This is a genomic window from Bradyrhizobium sp. WD16, assembly GCF_024181725.1.
GTDB lineage: Bacteria > Pseudomonadota > Alphaproteobacteria > Rhizobiales > Xanthobacteraceae > Bradyrhizobium_A.
The window spans coordinates 2,086,502-2,108,738 of sequence record NZ_CP028908.1; the positions used below are offsets into that span (position 1 = coordinate 2,086,502).

Sequence of the window (22,237 nt, forward strand, 5' to 3'; positions counted from 1 at the left end):
GTGTGGCTGTAGCATGGATTTTGGCATCCACCGCACCAGCTCCGCCGGTCGTCCGCCGCCACCTGGAATCCCATGCCTGAACTGCCCGAGGTCGAAACCGTCCGCCGCGGCCTGCAGCCGGTGATGGAGGGGCAGCGCATTGCCCGGGTCGAGGCGCGGCGCGGCGATCTGCGCTTCCCGCTGCAGAAGGACTTCGTCGCCCGGATCGAAGGTCAGATCGTGCGCGGCCTCGGCCGAAGGGCCAAATACCTGCTGGCCGATCTCGGCTCCGGCGACGTGCTGCTGATGCATCTCGGCATGTCGGGTTCTTTCCGGGTGGAAAGCGACCCCGCCGCGGGTATGCCGGGCGTCTTCCATCATCCCCGCGGCGAGAGTCGCACCCACGATCATGTCGTGTTCCACATGGCGTCCGGCGCGGTGGTCTCGTTCAATGATCCGCGCCGCTTCGGCTCGATGAAAGTGGTGCCGCGGGCCGAGCTCGCCGATGAACCACAGTTGCGCCATCTCGGCCCCGAGCCGCTCGGCAACGCCTTTGACGCGCAATGCCTGGCCTCGGCCTGCGCCGGCAAGGCGACCAGCCTGAAGGCGGCGCTGCTCGATCAGCGCGTCGTTGCAGGGCTCGGCAACATCTATGTCTGCGAGGCGCTCTATCGCGCCCATCTGTCGCCGAAACGGCGGGCATCCACCCTGGCCGATCGCAAGGGCGGGCCGACGCCCCATGCCGGGCGTCTGGTCGAGGCGATCCATGGGGTGCTGGCCGAGGCGATCGAAGCCGGCGGCTCATCACTGCGCGATCATCGCCAGACTTCGGGCGAGCTCGGTTATTTCCAGCATCGCTTTCGGGTCTATGATCGCGAGGGCGAGAAATGCCGCACGTCCGGCTGCGGCGGTATCGTCAAGCGCTTCACCCAGAATGGCCGTTCGACCTTCTGGTGCCCGAGCTGCCAGAAGTAGAAACAAAGAGCACCAATGGAGCGCGCATGCTTGCGGCGCTCGGCCCTCGAGCCTGCGTGGCGGATTACTTCCGCACGCAGATCAGCCGCACCACCGAAGCCTTCGGATCGCTGCGTCCGGCCGCGGGCGACGCCAGTCTGATGTCGGCGGCGGCAAGACGCGCGCGCAGCGCCTCGGCACCGATCAGCGATGCTTTAATCGCGGCAGGAGCGGGGCCCGCCACCACATCGAGGCGAAGTTTTGCCAGTCCGATGAGGTGCCCATCGGCATCGCTCACGGCGGCGCCGTCGAAACCGAGGCCTGGTGCCGGATCGAGTCGCACCTCGTTGCCCGCGGCGGCGAGCTTGGCGCTCACCGTGCTGGTCGCATGGCCGCCGGCCTGACTCTCCGGTTCGGCGATGCCGGTGATGGTGACGTCGCCTTTTGGCGCTTCGGGCGCGAGCGTCGCCGGCGTCAACGGCGGAGCGCCATAGAGCCGTAGCAGCGCAATATCGCTGGACTTCGCGGACTTGTCCTCGCGCAGCCGTTCGGCATTGCCGAGGCCGGCGACCACGACGATCTCGCAGCCCGCGACTGCATAGCCATCGGTGGCGATCAGGCCGTCGCGGCTGACCACCACGCCGCTGGCATATTCCACCTTCTTGCGCGGCGGCGGCGGCGCCGGCGATGCCGTGCCGCCGTCGAACGGCACAAAAGCGCTCGCCATCGCCACCACGACCGGCGCCATGGTGCCTTCGGTGGCCTGATCGTAGAGCACGGTGAAGCCGCGCACCTCGGCCCCCTTGATCTGGCCCTTCACATAGAAGCGTTTGAGACCCTGCAGGCCGGACAGCACGAAGAAGTCGGGCTTGACCACGCTGTATTCGACCTTGCGGCCGGCCGGCTGCTTCTTCTCCTTGCCGGCGACCGCAGCGATGGTCAGTCCGGTATCATTGAGGCGCCAGGTCTCGATCTGGATCTGGCCCTGGGCGGAGCTCCATTTCGAGCCGGTCGCGGCATTGCCCTGCACCGGCGCGAACTTGGTCGGTAGTCCGAGCTTGATGCCGTTGATCGGGTCGAGCACGATCTTCCAGCCGGCATTGGCCTGCAGCGCCTTGGCCGCTGCGGCGAGGGCGCTGCGTTCCGGTGCCGTCAGGGTGCCGGTCGGGGTGCCGCCATTGTCCTTCTGGAAGGCCTTGACCGCGGCGGTGAGGCGGTCGCTCGCCTCGCCATTGATCAGGCCGTTATAGGCCCCGACCCAGGCGAGATCGGACTGCAGGGCGGTGCGCTCGGCATTGGCTTGCGCCGCCGCGGGATTGGGTGTCGCCGGAGTCTCCGGCCTCGCCACGACGGTGCCGTCGGGGCGCACCGCAACCGTGGGCACCGGCTTCGGCGCGGTGGATCTGGGCGTGGCGGATTGCGCGAACGCCGCGGTGGCGGCAAGGCTGGCGATCAGCGCTGCGGCGATCCTCCTCATGACCTGTCCTTCGCGCTTTGTTCCAGCTGGTGCGGCGCCTGCAACTACCATATCTGCTTGGTCGATAACAGTTCGCCAGCGGTTCACGGCGGCGCGAGCGGAAGGCCTGATGCGACAATGATGACGGTGCTGGGCGCGGACGAACTCGAACGTTATGCGCGGCATATCGTGCTGCGCGAGGTTGGCGGGCCGGGGCAGGCGGCTTTGAAGCGGGCGCGGGTGCTGGTGGTCGGCGCCGGCGGTCTCGGCGCGCCGGTGCTGATGTATCTTGCCGCCGCCGGCGTCGGCACGCTCGGGGTGGTCGACGACGATGCCGTCTCGCTGTCCAACCTCCAGCGGCAGATTATCCATGCCACCCCCGACGTCGGCCGGCCGAAAGTGGACAGCGCCGCGGCGCGGATCGCCGCGCTCAATCCCCATGTCGGCGTCGAGACCCATCCGGTGCGGATCACCGCAGCCAATGCCCTCGACCTGATCGGCGGTTACGACATCGTCGCCGACGGCTCGGACAATTTCGCCACCCGCTATCTCGTCTCGGATGCGTGCTATCTCGCGAAGAAGCCGCTGGTCAGCGCCGCGCTCGGCATGTTCGACGGCTCGCTGACGACCATTCGCGCCCACGAAACCGATGCGGCAGGGCGACCCAACCCGACCTATCGCTGCCTGTTTCCGGATCCGCCGCCGCCGGGCACGGTGCCGAGTTGCGAGGAGGTCGGCATTCTCGGCGCGCTCGCCGGCGTGCTCGGATCGATGGTCGCCCTCGAAGTGCTGCGCGAGATCGTCGGCTTCGGTGAGGGGCTGGTCGGTCGGCTGGTGATGATCGACGCCCGGGCGATGCGCTTCGAGACGCTGCGCTATGGCCGCGATCCGGCCAATCCGCTCAATGGCGATCACCCGACCATCATCGACCTGAGCATTCATCGCTGAGCTAGTGTCCCTTATGTCTCCGAATTACCGTGCGAGCGAGAGGCAAACGAAGCGGTAATTCGGAGACGGGACACTAGCGCGCCGGCACTGCCCTGAAGCGGCGCCGCGCCTACAGCATCCCCGGCAGCACGCGGTCCGGCGGCTTGTGACCGTCGAGGAAGGTGCGGATGTTGATGATGACCTTCTCGCCCATTTCGACGCGGCCCTCGATGGTGGCCGAACCCATGTGGGGCAGCAGCACCGCCTTGCCGCTGCGGGCGAGGCGCACCAGCTTGGGGCTGACCGCCGGCTCGTGCTCGAACACGTCGAGCCCGGCACCGGCAATTTCGCCGGCCTCGATCAGCTTGGTCAGGGTTTCTTCGTCGATGACCTCGCCGCGCGCGGTGTTGACGACATAGGCGTCCTTGCGGATCAGCTTGAGGCGGCGCGCCGACAGGAGATGGAAGGTCGCCGGCGTGTGCGGACAGTTCACCGAGATGATGTCCATGCGCGCCAGCATCTGATCGAGGCTCTCCCAATACGTGGCGCCGAGCTCTTCCTCGATCTTCGGCGCGACCGGCCGGCGGTTGTGGTAGTGGATCTGCAGGCCGAAGGCACGGGCCCGGCGCGCCACCGCCTGGCCGATCCGACCCATGCCGACGATGCCGAGGCGTTTGCCGCCGATGCGATGGCCGAGCATCCAGGTCGGCGACCAGCCCGCCCAGTCCTTGCCTTCGGTGATGAAACGGGCGCCCTCGGCCAGCCGGCGCGGCACCGCGAGAATCAGCGCCATGGTCATGTCGGCGGTGTCCTCGGTCAGCACCTTCGGGGTGTTGGTTACGGTGATGCCGAGCTCGTGCGCGGCGGTGACGTCGATATTGTCGACGCCATTGCCGAAATTGGCGATCAGCCGCAGCTTGCGGTCAGGCTGGTTGAGGACCGCTTCGGTCAACTCGTCGGTGACGGTCGGCACCAGGATGTCGGCGGTGCGGACCGCATCGACGAGCTGCTCCTGCGACAGTGGCTGGTCCTCGAGATTGAGGCGGGCATCGAACAATTCGCGCATGCGCGTTTCGATGCTGTCCGGCAGCTTGCGGGTGACCACAACCAAAGGCTTCTTTCGGACAGTCATCGTCTGTTTCCCGCGTTCCTCTCCGGATCAAATCGCACGCCAGTCTCGGCGTTTTCGCGAAGTCCACGGCCCGATTCAGGGCTCATTAACCGGGCTGTCCGAAACTGCCGCTTCCCGCGCCGCCAGTGAGTTCTGGCCGGCTTCTGATCCTCAAAGTCCGGTCCTCTCTAGCAGAAGGCCGGCCCAAGACAAGAACCCAGGATGTCCCGGGCGTGCGGTGGGTGCGGTGCATGATGGTTGTGGGGGCCTCGCTGCCGCGGGGCGTGTGGCCGGGGAAGTGAAGATCTCGGCAAGGGACGAGGCGATGGCGTTCAGGCGTATACGGGGACTGTGGCTGCTTTCGGCACTTTTCTGCATGGTAACGACGGCGGTGACGGTCGCCGGTCCGGCGGGATCGGTCAGCGGTCTGCCCATTCCGCGCTATGTCAGCCTCAAGTCCGATCACGTGAATGTCCGCGGCGGTCCGACCAAGGACAATGATGTCAGCTGGGTTTACACCAAGGCGGGCCTGCCGGTGGAAGTGACCGCCGAATATGAGAATTGGCGGCGGGTGCGCGATTCCGAGGGGGCAGAGGGCTGGGTTTACCATTCGCTGCTGTCAGGCCGCCGCACCGCCGTGGTGACGCTGAAATCGAAAGACGACCTGGCGCCGCTGCGCGACAGCCCGGATTCGGCCAGTGCCGTGGCTGCGCGCCTGCAGGCCGGCGTGGTTGCCAACGTGAAGAAATGCGCTGGCGGCTGGTGCCGGATCACGGGAAGCGGCTTCGACGGCTGGATCGAGCAGCAGCGGCTGTGGGGTGTCTACGCCGACGAGAAGGTCGACTGACCGCGGGCCGGCCTCCTCACGCGGTCGGCGTCGGCAGGCCGGCACTTCGGCCCACCGCCGGAAAGGCCTCATCCGGCAGGGTTTCGATGTGGTCGGAACCTGATTCAGCAGGAAAAACTGCGGCGATTCAGCGCACCTTGCGCAACCGCACCACCATGTCGATGCGGGCGATCTCATAGCCTTCCGGCACTTCCGGGACCTTCTGCAGCACCAGGTGCGGATCGGGAATATCCACCAGCTCGTGGTTGCCCTCGAGATAGAAATGGTGGTGGTCGCTGATGTTGGTGTCGAAGTAGGTCTTGGTTCCGTCGACGCTCACCTGCCGCAGCAGGCCGGCTTCGGTAAGCTGGTTCAGCGTGTTGTAGACCGTCGCCAGCGACACCGGCACCTTGGCCTGGATCGCCTCCTCGTAGAGCATTTCCGCTGTCAGGTGGCGGTCCCCCCTGCCGAACAGCAGCCATCCCAGCGCCATGCGCTGGCGTGTCGGGCGCAGGCCTACGGACTGCAGCATCTCGTTGACGTCGTGCCAGGGACAGCCGGTCAGCGCGGCCTGCTGCTTCTGGCCACGCCGGGCCGCCTTGTCGGATCGTTCCTCGATGTTCAGTTCGCTCATTCTCGCAACGGGCGACGCCCACTCCTGAACCGGAAATTCTGTTGAAACTATAAGGAAGCGGCCTTGCACATGCAAGTATTTCGCAACTACGCCGGGTTTCGGATCATGAAGCCGCGCGTAATCGTGGATGGCCGGTGCCAGCGTTTGACGCCTTCGGCCACTATGTTAGAGAGCGCCCAACCGTCGGCACCTGCAGGCGGCGTTAGGTAAGCAAAATCCGCCGGATAGGGGCGATCTGCCGGGTTAAGGGCCAATCCCCGGCCCAGACCCTCCCCCTCGGCCGACCCACCCGGAGTTGATCAAGCATGCACGAGCAGCGAAGCAGTTACGACTACGAGGACCTGCTCGCCTGCGGTCGTGGAGAGATCTTCGGGCCAGGCAACGCCCAGCTTCCGCTACCGCCGATGCTGATGTTCGATCGGATCACCGAGATTTCGGACAACGGCGGCGAATATGGCAGGGGCGTGATCCGCGCCGAACTCGAGGTCAAGCCGGACCTGTGGTTCTTCGGTTGCCACTTCAAGGGCGATCCGGTGATGCCCGGCTGTCTCGGCCTCGATGCCCTCTGGCAGATGGTGGGCTTCTATCTCGGTTGGCTCGGCGCCGCCGGACGCGGGCGGGCGCTCGGTATCGGCGAGCTGAAATTTTCCGGTCAGGTTCTGCCGAACGTCAAGAAGGTGCACTACCACATCGATATGAAGCGCGTGATGCGCTCGCGTCTCGTGCTCGGTATCGCTGACGGGTGGCTTTCGGCCGATGGCGAGATTATTTATCGCGCCAAGGACCTCAAGGTCGGCCTGTTTCAGCAGGGCGCGGCCATGCCGGCCTGACGCCGTCGTGCGGGGCGATACGGCGATGCGCCGCGGCGTTGCGGCGAGTGATCTTGAACTAAGTGAGGGAGCATTATGAGGCGGGTTGTGGTGACGGGGATGGGAATTGTCTCGTCCATCGGAAACAACACTCAGGAAGTGCTTTCGAGTCTGCACGAGGCGCGGTCGGGGATCTCGCGCGCCGAGAAATATGCCGAGCTCGGTTTTCGCTGCCGGGTGCACGGCGCGCCGACATTAAATCCGGCCGAAGTGGTCGACCGCCGCGCGATGCGCTTCCTCGGTGAGGGCGCGGCGTGGAACCACGTCGCCATGGAGCAGGCAATTCGTGACGGAGGGCTCGAGCCCGGCGAAGTCTCCAACATCCGCACCGGAATCATCATGGGCTCCGGCGGCCCGTCGACCCGCACCGTGGTCGAAGCCGCCGACATCACCCGCACCAAGGGGCCGAAGCGGGTCGGCCCGTTCGCGGTGCCCAAGGCGATGTCGTCGACCGCCTCGGCGACGCTCGCGACCTGGTTCAAGATCAAGGGCGTGAATTATTCGATCTCGTCGGCCTGCGCGACGTCCAACCATTGCATCGGCAACGCCTACGAGACGATCCAGATCGGCAAGCAGGACCGCATCTTCGCCGGCGGCAGCGAGGAGCTGGACTGGACCCTGTCGGTGCTGTTCGACGCCATGGGCGCGATGAGCTCCAAGTACAACGATACCCCGACGCTGGCGTCGCGGGCCTATGACGTCAATCGCGACGGCTTCGTGATCGCCGGTGGCGCCGGCGTGGTGGTGCTGGAAGAGTACGAAGTCGCCAAGGCGCGCGGCGCCAAGATCTACGGCGAGATCGTCGGCTACGGCGCCACCTCCGACGGCTATGATATGGTCGCGCCCTCGGGCGAGGGCGCCGAGCGCTGCATGCGGATGGCGCTGTCGACGGTCAAGACCCCGATCGACTACATCAATCCACATGCCACCTCGACACCGGCCGGCGATGGGCCCGAGATCAACGCCATTCGCAACGTCTTCGGCGCCGGCGAGAAATGCCCGCCGATCTCGGCCACGAAGTCGCTGACCGGCCACTCCCTGGGCGCCACCGGCGCGCAGGAGGCGATCTATTCGCTGCTGATGATGAACAACGGATTCATCTGCGAAAGCGCCAATATCCAGGAGCTCGATCCGGCATTCGCCGACATGCCGATCGTCCGCAAGCGCGTCGACAACGCCAAGCTCGGCACTGTGCTGTCGAACTCCTTCGGCTTCGGCGGCACCAACGCCACGCTGGTGTTCAAGCGTCTCGACGCCTGATCGCGTCGCGTCTGAGGCCGTACACGAACGAAAGGAAGGCGCCATGGCGTCGCTGATGCAAGGCAAGCGCGGACTGATCATGGGCGTCGCCAATGATCACTCTATCGCCTGGGGCATGGCCCGGACCCTGGCCGCCCAGGGTGCCGAACTCGCCTTCACCTATCAGGGCGATGCGCTGGCCCGCCGCGTCAAGCCGCTGGCGCAATCGCTCGGCAGCGACCTGGTGCTGCCCTGCGACGTCGAGGATATCGCCAGCGTCGATGCGGTCTTTGCCGACCTCAAGGCGAAATGGGGCAAGCTCGATTTCCTGGTGCATGCCATCGGCTTCTCCGACAAGAACGAGCTCAAGGGCCGTTACGCCGACACCACGCGCGCCAACTTTTCGCGCACCATGGTGATCTCCTGCTTCTCCTTCACTGAAGTCGCCAAGCGCGCCGCCGAGATGATGCCGGACGGCGGAGCGATGATCACCCTGACCTACGGCGCCTCGATGCGGGCGATGCCGAACTATAACGTCATGGGTCTCGCCAAGGCGGCGCTCGAAGCCTCGGTGCGCTATCTCGCGTCCGATTACGGCTCGCAGAATATCCGCATCAATGCGATCTCGGCCGGCCCGGTGCGCACGCTGGCGGGCGCCGGCATCGGCGATTCCCGGGCGATGTTCGCTTTCCAGGAGAAGCACTCGCCGCTCGGGCGCACGGTGACGCTGGACGAACTCGGCGGCTCGGCGCTCTATCTGCTGTCGGATCTGTCCGGCGGTGTCACCGGCGAGATCCATTATGTCGACGCCGGCTACAACACCATCCTGATGCCACGGATCGAGGCGCTCAAGGGCGAGGCGGAGTAGGCCGCTACCAGTCGCATCGGCCGGCTTGTTCTCCTGATGCCGGAGGCATTCAGGGTGTCGGAACTGTTCGCAGAAGCGAAGTCGCGGGCGGACGCTCTGCCCTTCGCCACCGCCACGGCGAACTGGTTCGTCCGCTTGAAGCCTATCGCATTCAGACATTTGATCCGCAGCCGGCGCGCCGATTTCGTCGGAGGCTGAAAACCGCCGTCAGCACCGCATTCGTCGCACCCTTTCTTTCGTCATGCCCGGCCGTAGCAGTCTGCCTCGCGCAGACGGCGTAAACCTGTCTGCAACGCCGGCTGGTCTGTCCGGACAACAAAAAAGGCGGCCGCGAGGCCGCCTTTTTGCATTGCTGCTGGAGATCGAGGCTCACTCGCCGGCGGCTTCGCGCGGCTGATTGCCGCCTTCGGCCTTCTGCTTCGGCTCGAGATCCTCGCCGGTGGCCTGGTCGACCGCCTTCATCGACAGCCGAACCTTGCCGCGATCGTCGAGGCCGAGCAGCTTGACCTTGACCTTGTCGCCTTCCTTGACAACGTCGGAGGTCTTCTGCACCCGGTTCGGCGCCAGCTGGCTGATGTGGACGAGGCCGTCCTTCGGGCCGAAGAAGTTCACGAAGGCGCCGAACTCCATCACCTTGACGACGGTACCGTCATAGATCTGGCCGACCTCCGGATCGGAGGCGATCGACTTGATCCACTTGATGGCGGCGCGAATCGCTTCGCCGTTGGCCGAGGCAACCTTCACGGTGCCGTCGTCCTCGATGTTCACCTTGGCGCCGGTCTTCTCCACGATCTCGCGGATGACCTTGCCGCCGGTGCCGATCACTTCGCGGATCTTGTCGGTCGGGATCTGGAACACCTCGATGCGCGGCGCGTGCTCGCCGAGCTCGGCGCGCGCGGCGTTCAGTGCCTTGGCCATCTCGCCGAGGATATGGACGCGGCCCTCGCGGGCCTGGCCCAGCGCCACCTTCATGATCTCCTCGGTGATGCCGGCGATCTTGATGTCCATTTGCAGCGAGGTGACGCCCTTTTCGGTGCCGGCCACCTTGAAGTCCATGTCGCCGAGATGATCCTCGTCGCCGAGAATGTCGGACAGCACCGCATAGCGGCTGCCTTCGAGGATCAGGCCCATGGCGATGCCGGCGGTCGGCCGCTTCAGCGGCACGCCGGCATCCATCAGCGCCAGCGACGAGCCGCAAACGGTCGCCATCGACGATGAGCCGTTGGACTCGGTGATCTCGGACACCACGCGCACCGTATAGGGGAACTCGTGGTGCAGCGGCAGCACCGGGTGGATGGCGCGCCAGGCGAGCTTGCCGTGGCCGATCTCGCGGCGGCCCGGCGAGCCGATGCGGCCGGTCTCGCCCACCGAGAAGGGCGGGAAATTGTAGTGCAGCAGGAAGGTTTCCTTGTAGGTCCCGGGCAGCGCGTCGATGTACTGCTCGTCCTCGCCGGTGCCGAGCGTGGTGACCACCAGCGCCTGGGTTTCGCCGCGGGTGAACAGCGCGGAGCCGTGGGCGCGCGGCAGAACGCCGACTTCGGCGACAATGTTGCGCACCGTCTTGACGTCGCGGCCGTCAATGCGCTTGCCGGTGTCGAGAATGTTCCAGCGGACGATCTTGGCCTCGAGCTCCTTGAACACGCCAGCGATGCGCAGCTTGTCGAATTTCGGCTCCTGGCCTTCGGGGAAGAAGTGGGCCATCACCTTCTTCTTCGCCTCGTCGACGGCCTTGTAGCGCTCCTGCTTGACCGGGATGGCATAGGCGGTGCGCAGCTCCTGTTCGATCAGGGCGAGCATCTCGTTCTCGATCGCCGTATTGTCGATGACGGCGATGTCGCGCGGTTCCTTGGCCGCCTTTTCGGCGAGCTCGATGATCGCATTGATCACCGGCTGGAGGTGCTTGTGGCCGAACATCACGGCGCCGAGCATCACCTCTTCGGGGAGCTCCTTGGCCTCGGACTCGACCATCAGCACGGCGTCGGCGGTGCCGGCGACGACGAGGTCGAGCTGGCTCTCCGGCATCTCGTCGAGCTGCGGGTTGAGGACGAATTCATTCTCGATGAAGGCGACGCGGGCGGCGCCGATCGGGCCCATGAACGGCACGCCGGACAGCGTCAGCGCAGCCGAGGCAGCCACCATGGCGACGATGTCGGGATCGTTCTCGAGATCGTGGGAGAGCGTGTTGACGATGACCTGGGTGTCGCAGCGATAGCCGTCGGCGAACAGCGGGCGGACCGGGCGGTCGATCAGTCGCGAAATCAGCGTCTCGCGCTCGGTCGGTCGGCCCTCGCGCTTGAAATAGCCGCCGGGAATGCGGCCGGCTGCATAGGCCTTTTCCTGGTAGTTGCAGGTCAGCGGCAGGAAGTCGATGCCCTCTTTCGGGGTCTTGGCCGACACCACCGTGGCGAGCACGATGGTCTCGCCGTAAGTGGCGAGCACAGCGCCGTCGGCCTGGCGCGCGATCTTGCCGGTTTCAAGCTTGAGGGGACGACCACCCCAGTCGATTTCGACGGAATGCGTAGTGAACATCGGTAATGTCTTTCATGGTTTCTGCGTCGGGCGAACCGCCAGAAACACAAAAACCATGCGCAAGACGGCGAGACGCTGGGCGCGCACGTCGCGCGCCGCCAGCGTCCGGCGATCCTGCCATAGCTTTCGTGTGTCTGGCCTTCATCCTGAAGATGAAATTCGTCCTTCGCGGGTCACGGGCCTGATCGCCCGCCGCCGGCGGCTGTATTGCCGCCCGGCGGTTCATGCGGTTCTCGTGCCTTGGCGAACAAGCGGCGGCACGATGGCGAACCGCACGACGAAACGCGCGCAGGTCATGCGCGCGGGACTTGCCATCAGCGGCGGATGTTGTGCCGCTCGAGCAGCGCCTTGTAGCGCGCCTCGTCCGTCTTCTTCACGTAATCGAGAAGCGAGCGGCGGGTGGAGACGAGCTTGAGCAGACCCCGGCGGGAGTGGTTGTCCTTGACGTGGGTCTTGAAATGTTCGGTCAGGTTGCTGATGCGCTCCGACAGGATCGCGACCTGCACCTCCGGCGAACCCGTATCGCCGGCCTTGGTAGCATTCTTCTTGATGACTTCTGCTTTGCGTTCAGCAGTAATCGACATCGTCAAACACCTTCATTGCGACCGGAGCTGGCTGTCAGTCCGGCTAGGTTGAACACGCGCTTGGGGATGAGTTCGCCATTGCCGATCTCGGCGAGGGCCAGGAGACGGCCTCCGACGGTGACATAGACAGTGCCGCTCGAATTGGGCGCATCCCGTCCGCGCAACAAAACGGCCTGGCCCCGGTGGAGCCTTGCCGCATCCGCCCGTGTGACGGCCAGTGCCGGGATGTCGTCCAGCGCGGTCTCAACGGGCAACAGTGCGTCGGCGAGGCTGACCTCGCCGGACGCGGCTCTATCGCACAAAGCCTCAAGCTGTTCCAGCGGAATCATGTCGTTCTCGACGAACGGGCCGACCAGGGTCCGGCGCAGCGCGCTGATATGCCCGTAGCAGCCGAGCAGGCGGCCCATGTCCCGGGCGAGCGCCCTGACATAGGTTCCTTTGCCGCATTCGGCCTCGAACACCGAATGGTCGCTATCCGGCTGATCGACAAGGATTAATTCGTGGATTTCGACGATTCGCGGCGCCAGCTCGACGACCTCGCCGTCCCGCGCCAGGTCATAGGCGCGTTCGCCCTGGATCTTGACGGCGGAGAACCGCGGCGGGGTCTGTTCGATCCGGCCGGTGAAGCGCGGCAGCAGGGCCCGGATCGCCTCGGCGTCCGGCCGGGCAGCCGAGGTCGCTGTCGGCTGGCCCTCGCTGTCGTCGGTGTCGCGCTCCTCACCCCACCGGACGGTGAAGCGGTAGCGCTTGCGCCCGTCCATGACGAAGGGAACGGTCTTGGTCGCCTCGCCGAGCGCGATCGGCAGACCGCCGGAGGCGAGCGGGTCGAGGGTTCCGGCATGGCCGGCGCGCTTGGCCTGGAACAGTCGCTTGACCACGGCGACCGCATGGGTCGAGGTCATGCCTACCGGCTTGTCCAGCACAACCCAGCCGTGGACATCGCGCCGATCGCGCTTGGGCTTGCCTCGGCCGTGTTGGCGCTGACCGCGCTGCGCCTCGCGGCCGTCGGGCGCGATAGCGGTATCCGGCGAATGATCGAGCGTCTGCGCTTCGATCTCAATATTGGTTGTATTGCCGCTCATTCTTCATCCGATGATTGTGCGATGTCCCGCTGCACTGCGGGTGTTCTCAAAAGCTTCTCGATCCGTTCCGCCTCGTCGAACCGTTCGTCAACGCGGAAGCGAATATCCGGTGCAAATTTTAGGTTTATGCGGTGGGCGATTTCGCCTCGCAGGAAGCGCTTGTTGCGGTCGAGGGCGGCGACCACGCCGTCGATCCTCTCGCCGCCGAGGGGCATCACGTAAATGGTCGCGAGCTTGAGGTCCGGCGACATGCGCACTTCGGGAACCGTGATGATGAGACCCTCGAGGTCCGGGTCGTGCACGCTGCCTTGCGCCAGAATATCGGCGAGGGCATGGCGCACCAGTTCGCCGACGCGCAGCTGTCGCTGCGAGTTGGAGCCCGCCGGCTTGCCTTGTCCGCGTTGCTGATGACGTGACATGAGATCCTGGTTCTTCGCTGTATTGATCAGGTTCGGTTCAGCTTCTGTGTCGCTTCCAAAAATTCCTGAACGCGCCGACGGCGCGAGACAGGAGATGACGACGGTCGGAGCGCCTCGCGGCGCCCCGGAAGATCGTCCGTTAGCTTTGTCAAACGGCAGAGCGCGTCGGTTCGCTCGAATCCGACCTGCTTCTTCTCAAATGACGGAGCCGGCGTCCCCGCCGCTGGTACCGCGTTCCGAAGTTCGCGTTTCGGAAACGGGGTAAACAGGGCGAGGCCCGGACAGCAGCCGCCGTACCGACGAGCCGTGCTGGCTGTAAGGTTTGGACTTACAGCGAGCGCTGGATCGTCTCCACGCGGTAACACTCGATGACATCGCCGGGCCGCATGTCCTGGTAGCTCTCGAAGGACATGCCGCATTCCTGGCCGGCGGTGACTTCCTTGGCGTCGTCCTTGAAACGCTTGAGCTGGGCGAGCTTGCCTTCGTGGATGACGACATTGTCGCGGATCAGGCGAACATTGGCGCCGCGCTCCACGGTGCCGTCGGTGATGCGGCAACCCGCGATCTTGCCGACCTTGGAGATGTTGAACACCTCCAGCACCTGGGCATTGCCGAGCATGGTCTCGCGCAAAGTCGGCGCGAGCAGGCCGGACATCGCCTTTTTCACATCGTCCACGAGGTCGTAGATGATGTTGTAGTAGCGGATCTCGATGCCGTCGCGCTTGGCGAGATTGGCGGCTTCCTTGTGCGCGCGCACGTTGAAGCCGATGATCGCGGCGCCGAAGCCTTCGGCCAGCGTGACGTCGGATTCGCTGATGCCGCCGACGCCGGCATGGAGGATCCGCGCCGCGACCTCCTCGGTGCCGAGCTTCTCCAGCGAGCCGAGGATCGCTTCCAGCGAGCCCTGCACGTCGGCCTTGATCACCAGCGGGAAGTCCTTGCGGCCCGAAGTCTTGAGCTGCGACATCATCTGTTCGAGCGAGCCGCGCATGCCGGCCAGGCTCGCCGCCGATTTCTCGCGCTTCTGGTGGGCGCGATAGGAGGTGATTTCGCGGGCACGGGCCTCGGTCGGCACCACGGCGAGACGGTCGCCCGCCTCCGGCGGGCCGTTGAAGCCGAGCACCTCGACCGGAACCGAGGGACCAGCCTCTTCCAGGGTCTTGCCCTGGTCGGAGATCAGTGCGCGAACGCGGCCCATTTCGGCGCCGGCGACGATGATGTCACCGATCCGCAGCGTGCCGCGCTGAACCAGCACGGTGGCGACCGGGCCGCGGCCGCGGTCGAGCTTGGCCTCGATCACGGTGCCTTCGGCCGGACGATCCGGATTGGTCTTGAGCTCGAGCAGTTCGGACTGCAGCGAGATCATTTCCAGCAGCTTGTCGAGATTGGTGTGGTTCTTCGCCGAGACCTCGACATCGACCACGTCGCCGCCGAAGGATTCGACCTGCACCTCATGCTGCAACAGTTCGGTGCGCACGCGCTCGGGCTTGGCGTCCGGCTTGTCGATCTTGTTGATCGCGACGATCATCGGCACCCTGGCCGCCTTGGCGTGATTGATCGCCTCGATGGTTTGCGGCATCACGCCGTCGTCGGCGGCAACCACCAGGACCACGATGTCGGTGACCTTGGCGCCGCGGGCGCGCATCGCCGTGAAGGCGGCGTGGCCCGGGGTATCGATGAAGGTGATCTTCCTGCCGTCCGGCGAGGCGACCTGGTAGGCGCCGATATGCTGGGTGATGCCGCCGGCTTCGCCGCTGACCACGTTGGCATGGCGCAGGGCGTCGAGCAGCGAGGTCTTGCCGTGATCGACATGGCCCATCACGGTGACCACCGGCGGGCGCTGCACCTGATCGCTTTCCTTGTCGTCGGCGACGTCGAACAGGCCTTCCTCGACGTCCGAGGCGGCGACGCGCTTGACGCTGTGGCCCATTTCCTCGGCGATGAGCTGGGCGGTATCGGCGTCGATCACGTCGGTGATCTTCACCATCTGGCCCTGCTTCATCATCAGGCGGATGACGTCGACGGCGCGCTCCGCCATGCGGTTGGCGAGTTCCTGGATCGTGATCGCTTCGGGGATGACCACCTCGCGGATCAGTTTTTCCTTCGGCTCGTTGGCATGGTGGCCCTTGAGGCGCTGGGTGCGGCGGCGGAACGAGGCCACCGAGCGCTCGCGCACGTCATCGGCGCTGAATGCGGTGACGACGGTGAGACGGCCGCGCTGCTTCTGGGGCGCCGGCTTGGCGGTTGTCTTGGGTGCGGCGACCGGGCGCGCTGCCCCCGGGCCGCGACGCACCTGACGGGGACCTTCGTCCTCTTCGGCCTCGGCCGGCACGCCGGCCGGACGGGGGGCGCCGGCAACCGGTCGGGCGGCGCCGGTCGAGGGTCGGGCGGCACTGGCGGTCGGACGGGCGGAGGTCGACGGGCGGGCCGTCGCGGCGGCCGGAGCTGCCGGCTTGGCCGCTTCCTCGCCGAAACGCTTCTTGGCTTCCAGTTCGGCCTTGCGCTTGGCCTCTTCCTCGATGCGGCGGCGATTGGCCTCTTCGCGCTGCCGCGCTTCGGCGGCTTCGCGTTCGGCCTGTTCCTTGAATTCCTTGGTGCTGCGGCGGGCTGCTTCTTCCTCGGCGCGGCGGCGCTCCTCTTCTTCGCGCACGCGCGCGTCGGCAAGCGCCATGGCGCGGGCACTGCGCTCGTCCTCGGTCAGCTTGGGCAGCACGACGCCGGAGCCGCTGCGCTGCGGAGCGGGCGCACGGGGGGGCGCGCCGCCCGGACGGGTCGGGGCGGCGGCGGGCCTGGGAGCCGCGGCCTCGGGAGCGCGGGGCGCGGCCTCGGCGGCGGGCGCAGGGCCCTCGCCGGGCAGGCGGCGCTTGGTCCGCTTCTCCACCACGACCGATTTGCTGCGGCCGTGGCTGAAGCTCTGGCGCACCACGCCGGTCTCCGCGCGCGGTTTCAGCGACAGAGTTTTGGTACCGACGCTCAACGTCTTGTCGCCAGGATTCTTGGTGTCCGCCATTCAGTCAGTCCTAATCTCGTTCGGCGCGCCCGCGCCTCTATCATTCGCTCGCCGCCCGTCGCCGGGCCTCTTATCGCAAGGTGCCTGTCAAGCACCCTTCAAATCGTCTCGGCCGGGGTCCGAAGGCGCGACGACCGGAGCGTCGAGAACCGCTCCTGTTCCCGCCAGCTTCGTCTCCGGCAGCTTCGCTGTCGCCGTTCTGGTCGCCTCGCGGCGTTCCGGCATGTCGCCGGCCTGCCCACCACGAAACCGCTCGATGCCCTCGCAGCGGGCCATGACGGTTTTGGCCGCCGCACCCGGGCGCAGGGCAGCATGTATCACATTTGTCCGGCCCAGTGCCAAATCCAATTCTACCGAAGTGAGGGCCGTCAGCACCGGGACGGAAGCCGCGCGCGCGATCGCCTCGAGTTTGCGCAACCCGTCCGCAGCGCCGTCGCAGGCATGGAGCACCGCCACGGCCTCGCCCGATCGCAGCGCGGCCTCGACCTTGGCCCAGCCGGGCGCCACCTCGCCGGCCTTGCCGGCGATTGCCACGGCATCGATTGCGGCGCTCACCAGCAGCTTTTCGGTTTCGGTGACCAGTTCGGGCGAAACCCGGACATCGCGACGGAAGCCCCGGCCGAATACCCCCCGGCGCATGGCCTCAGCCACCACGATGCGGCTGGCGGTGAGCCAGAGCCCGCGGCCAGGCAGCTTGCGTTTCACATCAGCGGTGACAGCGCCGTCCGGCGCGACCACGAAGCGGAGCAACCGCTCGATCGGCTCGACCTGCCGCGTCACTGCGCATAGCCGTTCGGTCCCGGGCTTTGCGGCCCGGGGTCCGGTATCAAGCTCTGCGCAGTCGGCGGCGGCAAGCATGCGTGGGCATCGTCCTTACGCCGGATGTTGTTCGGCAGGGGTATCCTCAGCGGGGGCTTCCTCGGCCGCCGGCTTGGCGAGATCGGCCTCGGTGATCCAGCCTGCGGCGACGCGGGCCTGCATGATCAAGGCTTCGGCGTCCTCACGGGATAGATCGGAACTATCGAGGAAGCCCGGATGCTTGACGGTTTCGCCATCCTTGCGCTCGGTCCAGCCGGCGATGTCGTCGGTGGCGCAGTCGGCGAGATCCTCGACCGTCTTGACGCCATTCTCACCGAGCTTGACCAGGACCTTCAGGCTCGCGCCGGGCACCGATTTGAGCGCCTCTTCGACGCCGAGCTCCTTGAGCTTGGCCTCGAGTTCGGCCTCCTGCTGCGCCAGATATTCCTTGGCGCGGCTCTGCAGTTCCTCGGCGGTTTCCTCGTCGAAGCCCTCGATGTTGGCAAGTTCCTTTAGATCGACCAAAGCCAGCTCCTCCACCGACGAAAAGCCTTCTGACGCAAGCAGCTGGCCGACCACTTCGTCGACATTCAGCGCTTCCATGAAGACCCGGGTTGAATTCTCGAAATCGGCCTGACGCCGCTCCGACTCTTCCTGTTCGGTCAGGATGTCGATGTCCCAGCCGGTGAGCTGGGAGGCGAGGCGCACGTTCTGGCCGCGACGGCCGATCGCAAGCGACAATTGGGTATCCGGGACCACGACTTCAATACGTTCGCGGTCCTCGTCGATCACCACCTTGGCGACCTCAGCCGGCGCCAGCGCATTCACCACGAAGGTGGCGATGTCCGGCGACCACGGAATGATGTCGATCTTTTCGCCCTGCAGCTCGTTGACCACGGCCTGCACGCGCGAGCCGCGCATGCCGACGCAGGCGCCGACCGGATCGACCGAGGAATCCCGCGACACCACGCCGATCTTGGCCCGGGAGCCCGGGTCGCGGGCCACCGCCTTGATCTCGACGATGCCGTCATAGATCTCCGGCACTTCCTGCGCGAACAGCTTCGCCATGAATTGCGGGTGGGTGCGCGACAGGAAAATCTGCGGGCCGCGGGTCTCGCGGCGGACATCGAACAGGTAGGCGCGGACGCGGTCGCCGTTGCGGAACATTTCACGCGGCAGCATTTCGTCGCGGCGGATGATCGCCTCGCCGCGCCCCAGATCCACGATCACGCTGCCGTATTCGACGCGCTTGACCGTGCCGTTGACGATGTCGCCGATGCGATCCTTGAATTCCTGGTACTGGCGGTCGCGCTCAGCCTCGCGCACCTTCTGCACGATGACCTGCTTGGCCGATTGGGCGGCGATACGGCCGTACTCCAGCGGCGGCAGCGTGTCCGCGATGGTGTCGCCGACCTGGGCGCCCGGGTTCATGCGGCGCGCGTCCTCGAGCGAAATCTGGTTGGCGGGATTTTCCACCTTGTCGACGACCAGCATGTGACGGGACAGCCGCAGCTCGCCCTTCTTGCTGTCGATCTCGGCGTGGACGTCGGTCTCGCTGCCGTAGCGGGCACGGGCGGCCTTGGCGATGGCGTCCTCCATCGCCGAGATCACGATCGAGCGGTCGATCGATTTCTCGCGAGCGACGGCATCGGCGATCTGCAGCAGTTCGAGCTTGTTGGCGCTGACAGCGGCCATGATTCACTCTCCTTAGTGGTGCCCGCTGCGCGAACGCGCGGCGAGGCGATCTTTCTTGGTTCCAGCAGGCTTGTCCCGGCTCGGCGCCGGCTTGGTTGGTTTTGCAGGCGCGGGCGGATCCTCCTCGTCCGAGGCGGGTTCGCCCCGCCGCAGCGCCCGCTCCGCCGCCTTGCCGCGCCGCATGGATTCGGCGATCAGCTCGTCGGTGAGGACCAGCCGGGCATCGGCAATGTCCTCCATGCGCAGCAACACGTCGGGATCTTCGCCGGCGCGGACATCGTCCCGCCGCAGCTTGACGCGGTCGCCATCGACGCCGGTCAGGGTGCCCCGGAAGCGCTTGCGGCTATCATGGGCCACCGCCATCTCGATCTTGGCGAGATGGCCGGCATGGCGGGCGAAATCAGTGCGGCGCACCAGCGGTCGGTCGATCCCGGGCGACGAGATCTCGAGGCGGTAGGCCCGCTCGATCGGGTCGGCGATGTCGAGTACCGGCGACAGGGCGCGGGACACGGCTTCGCAGTCATCGATCAGCATGGTGCCGTCCGGCCGCTCGGCCATGATCTGGACGGTGCACCCGGCTTCGCCGGTGATCCGGATCCGGACCAGGCGGTAACCCATTCCGTGCAGCACCGGTTCGGCGACGGCGGCCACTCGTGCGGCGACGCCGGGCTCGACCACCAGACGGGGCTCGTCCAGCAGCTCGGTGTCCGTGGCGGTTTCGATCGGTGCGGTCATGTCCTAAAATGCAAATCCGGTCGGTATGATGGTCCGGAGCGGGCAAGGTCGCGGCGCACTCGGTCCTGAAGTTCCGGTTCCCGGTCGCGCGTCGCCCGCGCCCCCGGCTTTGGACCGGGTCGTGCGGGTAATAAAAAAGAGCGGGTCCCGGAAGGGCCCACTCTCAATACGCGACCGTATGAGACGTTCTTTACAGGCGGAATATAGCGGCTTCGCCGCCCAGCGGCAAGGGCGCGTGCGCCGGTAACGGCGCTAAAATTGCGACCCGGCGGATCCGCCGCCTCAGCGAGCGGACTAACGCTTCATTCATACCGAGGCCTTAGTGTCCCGGTTCTAAAGTTCGTATCTCGTTGCAGCGAGCGCCGTTCGCTCATGGGGCCGCTGCGAATGAAGCGAATCTCGGATTCGGGACACTGGTGCCCCACATTCGAAGGGGCGCTCGGGATCGAGGTCGCCGTGCGCCCGGCGCTGGCGAGTAGACAAGGTTAACGCATGGCCGCAGCCGTATCCGCCCTCCCGGAGCTCGACGAGATCGTCAGCAGCGGCGATGTCCGCCGGCAGGTCGAGGTGGTTCGCAAGCTCTCTGATCTGTTTGCCGAGGGCGCAGCCCATTTCAAGCCGCAGCATGTGGAGCTGTTCGACGGCATCCTGATCGGCCTGGTGCCGCTGGTCGAGGTCGACGTCCGCGCCCGGCTTGCCGAGCAGCTCGCACCGATCCCGAATGCGCCGCCTTCGCTGGTCGGGCTGCTGGTCCATGAAGACGAAATTGCCATCGCCGGTCCGATCCTGCGCGCCTCGCCGCAGGTCGACGAGCCGACGCTGATCGAGATCGCGTCCTCCAAGGGGCAGAGCCATCTGTTCGCGATCACCGAGCGCGCTTCCCTGGCGCCCGGTGTCACCGACGTGATCATACGCCGGGGCGACCAGGACGTTGTCCGCAGCGTCGCCAGCAATTCCGGCGCGCGGTTCTCGCCGAACGGCTACTCCGGGCTGATTACCCGGGCGAGCGATGACGGGGTCCTGGCGCTGGCGGTGGGCCGGCGACACGACATCAATCAGCAGCAGCTCAAGGAGCTGCTCGAGCACTCCGCCGACATCGTTCGCCGTCGCCTGTTCGACATGGCGTCGCCGACACGCAAGGTTGCGATCAACCAGGCCATGATCGGCATCGGCTCGGGACCGGCATCGCGCAACGGCGCCCGCGATTTCGCCCGTGCCCAGCGCGAGATCCTCACCTTGAGCCTGGCCGAACAGCTCGACGAATCGGCGCTGCTCGCTTTCGCCAAGGAGCACAAATACGAAGAAACCGTCGCGGCGCTCTCGGTGATGACAGGCGTGAGCCTCACCATCATCGACAATCTGATGCGCGGCGATCGTCATGATCCGATCCTGATCATGGGCAAGTCGCTCGGGCTGCAATGGCCGACGGTGCGCGCGGTCATCATCGTTCGCGTCGGCCCGGGTCGGCCCCAGCCCACGGTGCCCGAAATGGAAGAGGCGCGGCAGAACTACGAACGGCTGGTGTCGGCGACGGCGCAGCGCGTTCTCAAGTTCTGGCAGAAGCGGCCCGGGACCGGCGGCGGCGCCGAAAACTAGTGTGGCGTCTCGCAATTGCCTACCGTCTTTGCGGCAAGGCTCTCGTAGGCAATTGCGAGACGCCACACTAGTGCGGTTTTGGCCCCGACGCGCGTACGACGAATTCGCTGCAATGCTGATACGAGCGTCAGATCCATCGCACTCGGTTTCGGCGGGCGTGTTTGCGCCTTGTCATCGCCGACGGAAGATCAGATAGGCCGCCTTGCGGCCCTCGCGCTCGGCTTTGCGGCCGTAACGCGTCATCGTGTAGCCCGGCCACGGGGCGCGCCAGTCGGCGGCCCGCTCCGCCGTCCAGGTGAAGTCCGGGCTGCGCAGCAGATGCGCCAGCGTCCAGGCGCAGTAATGATCGATATCGCTGACGAAGCGGAATTCGCCGCCACTCGCCAATGCCCGCGCCATGGCGGCGACGGTCGCATCCTGCACGAAGCGCCGCTTCCAATGCCGGCGCTTCGGCCAGGGGTCGGGATGGATCAGGTCGATCCGGCTCAGCGATCCCGGCGGCACCCAGGCGAGCAGCTCGGCGGCGTCGCCGGCGAGGAGCTTGATGTTGTCGCGCGGCTTCGCCTCGATCTGCGCGAGGATCTTGGCCATCCCGTTCACATAGGGCTCAACGCCGATGAAGCCGGTGTCCGGATGGGCGTCGGCCTCGGCGATCAGATGCTCGCCGCCGCCGAAGCCGATCTCGACCCGCACCGTCGCGACCTTGCCCGGGAAGAGCGCGGCAAGGCCGGTCGGTGGCGGCGCGGCGATCTCGAGCGACAGGCGCGGCAGCAGCCCGGCGATCAGCCCGGCCTGGTGGCTGCGCAGCTTGTGGCCCTTGCGGCGACCGAAGAAGGCCCGCGCGGGCCCGTCAGAGCGTTGGTCGGTATCCGGCATCATTGGATCGCGATACAGGATCGCGTCGTCTAGGTGAACCCCGTCGCGGG

General features: G+C 66.2%; 19 protein-coding genes. 7 read left to right on the forward strand and 12 right to left on the reverse strand.

The window, feature by feature from the left end; genetic code table 11:
- Window positions 1-72: 72 nt before the first annotated feature.
- Complete coding sequence (gene mutM / locus DB459_RS09665) at window positions 73-954, forward strand: bifunctional DNA-formamidopyrimidine glycosylase/DNA-(apurinic or apyrimidinic site) lyase (protein ID WP_253712636.1); 882 nt, start codon at window positions 73-75, stop codon at window positions 952-954.
- Window positions 955-1,018: 64 nt separating this feature from the next.
- Here mutM and DB459_RS09670 read toward each other — a convergent pair whose 3' ends face one another.
- Window positions 1,019-2,410 (reverse strand): serine protease, encoded by a 1,392-nt coding sequence (locus DB459_RS09670; protein ID WP_253712637.1) that lies wholly within the window; start codon window positions 2,408-2,410, stop codon window positions 1,019-1,021.
- 126 nt (window positions 2,411-2,536) lie between these two features.
- Between DB459_RS09670 and DB459_RS09675 the strand changes: the two genes are divergently transcribed.
- Complete coding sequence (locus tag DB459_RS09675; protein WP_253713501.1) at window positions 2,537-3,337, forward strand: molybdopterin-synthase adenylyltransferase MoeB; 801 nt, start codon at window positions 2,537-2,539, stop codon at window positions 3,335-3,337.
- 109 nt (window positions 3,338-3,446) lie between these two features.
- On the opposite strand, the gene DB459_RS09680 is transcribed toward DB459_RS09675, so the two are convergent.
- On the reverse strand, window positions 3,447-4,448 hold the full coding sequence (locus DB459_RS09680) for a D-glycerate dehydrogenase (protein ID WP_253712638.1): 1,002 nt from the start codon (window positions 4,446-4,448) through the stop codon (window positions 3,447-3,449).
- Between the two features lie 355 nt (window positions 4,449-4,803).
- On the opposite strand from DB459_RS09680, the gene DB459_RS09685 reads away from it, so the two are divergent.
- The gene (locus DB459_RS09685; RefSeq protein WP_253713502.1) at window positions 4,804-5,274 is read left to right on the forward strand and encodes an SH3 domain-containing protein; all 471 of its coding nucleotides are present in this window, start codon (window positions 4,804-4,806) and stop codon (window positions 5,272-5,274) included.
- 127 nt (window positions 5,275-5,401) lie between these two features.
- Here the strand turns inward: DB459_RS09685 and irrA are convergent, their stop codons facing one another.
- Window positions 5,402-5,887, reverse strand: coding sequence for an iron response transcriptional regulator IrrA (irrA, locus tag DB459_RS09690; RefSeq protein WP_305884156.1), 486 nt, complete (start codon window positions 5,885-5,887; stop codon window positions 5,402-5,404).
- Window positions 5,888-6,192: 305 nt separating this feature from the next.
- Here irrA and fabA point away from each other — a divergent pair, with 305 nt between their 5' ends.
- From fabA to fabI, 3 genes are all read left to right on the forward strand, one after another.
- Window positions 6,193-6,717 (forward strand): 3-hydroxyacyl-[acyl-carrier-protein] dehydratase FabA, encoded by a 525-nt coding sequence (fabA, locus tag DB459_RS09695; protein ID WP_253712639.1) that lies wholly within the window; start codon window positions 6,193-6,195, stop codon window positions 6,715-6,717.
- A 75-nt stretch (window positions 6,718-6,792) separates the two neighbouring features.
- Complete coding sequence (gene fabB, locus DB459_RS09700; protein WP_253712640.1) at window positions 6,793-8,016, forward strand: beta-ketoacyl-ACP synthase I; 1,224 nt, start codon at window positions 6,793-6,795, stop codon at window positions 8,014-8,016.
- Window positions 8,017-8,059: 43 nt separating this feature from the next.
- The gene (gene fabI / locus DB459_RS09705; RefSeq protein ID WP_253712641.1) at window positions 8,060-8,863 is read left to right on the forward strand and encodes an enoyl-ACP reductase FabI; all 804 of its coding nucleotides are present in this window, start codon (window positions 8,060-8,062) and stop codon (window positions 8,861-8,863) included.
- Between the two features lie 369 nt (window positions 8,864-9,232).
- On the opposite strand, the gene pnp is transcribed toward fabI, so the two are convergent.
- The 8 genes from pnp to rimP form a co-directional block, all read right to left on the reverse strand.
- Entirely contained in the window at window positions 9,233-11,392 is a 2,160-nt protein-coding gene (gene pnp / locus DB459_RS09710; protein WP_253712642.1) for a polyribonucleotide nucleotidyltransferase, read from the reverse strand.
- A gap of 314 nt (window positions 11,393-11,706) precedes the next feature.
- Window positions 11,707-11,976: a 30S ribosomal protein S15 gene (gene rpsO, locus DB459_RS09715; protein ID WP_253712643.1), complete on the reverse strand. Its 270-nt coding sequence runs from the start codon at window positions 11,974-11,976 to the stop codon at window positions 11,707-11,709.
- A 2-nt stretch (window positions 11,977-11,978) separates the two neighbouring features.
- Window positions 11,979-13,058, reverse strand: a complete 1,080-nt coding sequence (gene truB / locus DB459_RS09720; protein ID WP_253712644.1) for a tRNA pseudouridine(55) synthase TruB — start codon at window positions 13,056-13,058, stop codon at window positions 11,979-11,981.
- Window positions 13,055-13,477: a 30S ribosome-binding factor RbfA gene (gene rbfA, locus DB459_RS09725; protein ID WP_253712645.1), complete on the reverse strand. Its 423-nt coding sequence runs from the start codon at window positions 13,475-13,477 to the stop codon at window positions 13,055-13,057. The genes truB and rbfA overlap by 4 nt, the downstream gene beginning before the upstream one ends.
- Before the next feature lie 328 nt (window positions 13,478-13,805).
- Window positions 13,806-16,487 carry a translation initiation factor IF-2 gene (gene infB / locus DB459_RS09730; RefSeq protein ID WP_253712646.1) on the reverse strand — a complete coding sequence of 894 codons (2,682 nt, stop codon included), beginning with the start codon at window positions 16,485-16,487 and terminating at the stop codon, window positions 13,806-13,808.
- Window positions 16,488-16,574: 87 nt separating this feature from the next.
- Window positions 16,575-17,345 (reverse strand): RNA-binding protein, encoded by a 771-nt coding sequence (locus tag DB459_RS09735; RefSeq protein ID WP_253712647.1) that lies wholly within the window; start codon window positions 17,343-17,345, stop codon window positions 16,575-16,577.
- A 15-nt stretch (window positions 17,346-17,360) separates the two neighbouring features.
- The gene (nusA, locus tag DB459_RS09740; protein WP_253712648.1) at window positions 17,361-18,980 is read right to left on the reverse strand and encodes a transcription termination factor NusA; all 1,620 of its coding nucleotides are present in this window, start codon (window positions 18,978-18,980) and stop codon (window positions 17,361-17,363) included.
- Between the two features lie 12 nt (window positions 18,981-18,992).
- On the reverse strand, window positions 18,993-19,715 hold the full coding sequence (rimP, locus tag DB459_RS09745) for a ribosome maturation factor RimP (RefSeq protein ID WP_253712649.1): 723 nt from the start codon (window positions 19,713-19,715) through the stop codon (window positions 18,993-18,995).
- Between the two features lie 492 nt (window positions 19,716-20,207).
- Between rimP and DB459_RS09750 the strand changes: the two genes are divergently transcribed.
- Window positions 20,208-21,311: a DUF2336 domain-containing protein gene (locus DB459_RS09750; RefSeq protein WP_253712650.1), complete on the forward strand. Its 1,104-nt coding sequence runs from the start codon at window positions 20,208-20,210 to the stop codon at window positions 21,309-21,311.
- Window positions 21,312-21,482: 171 nt separating this feature from the next.
- Here the strand turns inward: DB459_RS09750 and trmB are convergent, their stop codons facing one another.
- Window positions 21,483-22,190: a tRNA (guanosine(46)-N7)-methyltransferase TrmB gene (trmB, locus tag DB459_RS09755; RefSeq protein WP_371926911.1), complete on the reverse strand. Its 708-nt coding sequence runs from the start codon at window positions 22,188-22,190 to the stop codon at window positions 21,483-21,485.
- Window positions 22,191-22,237 lie beyond the last annotated feature (47 nt).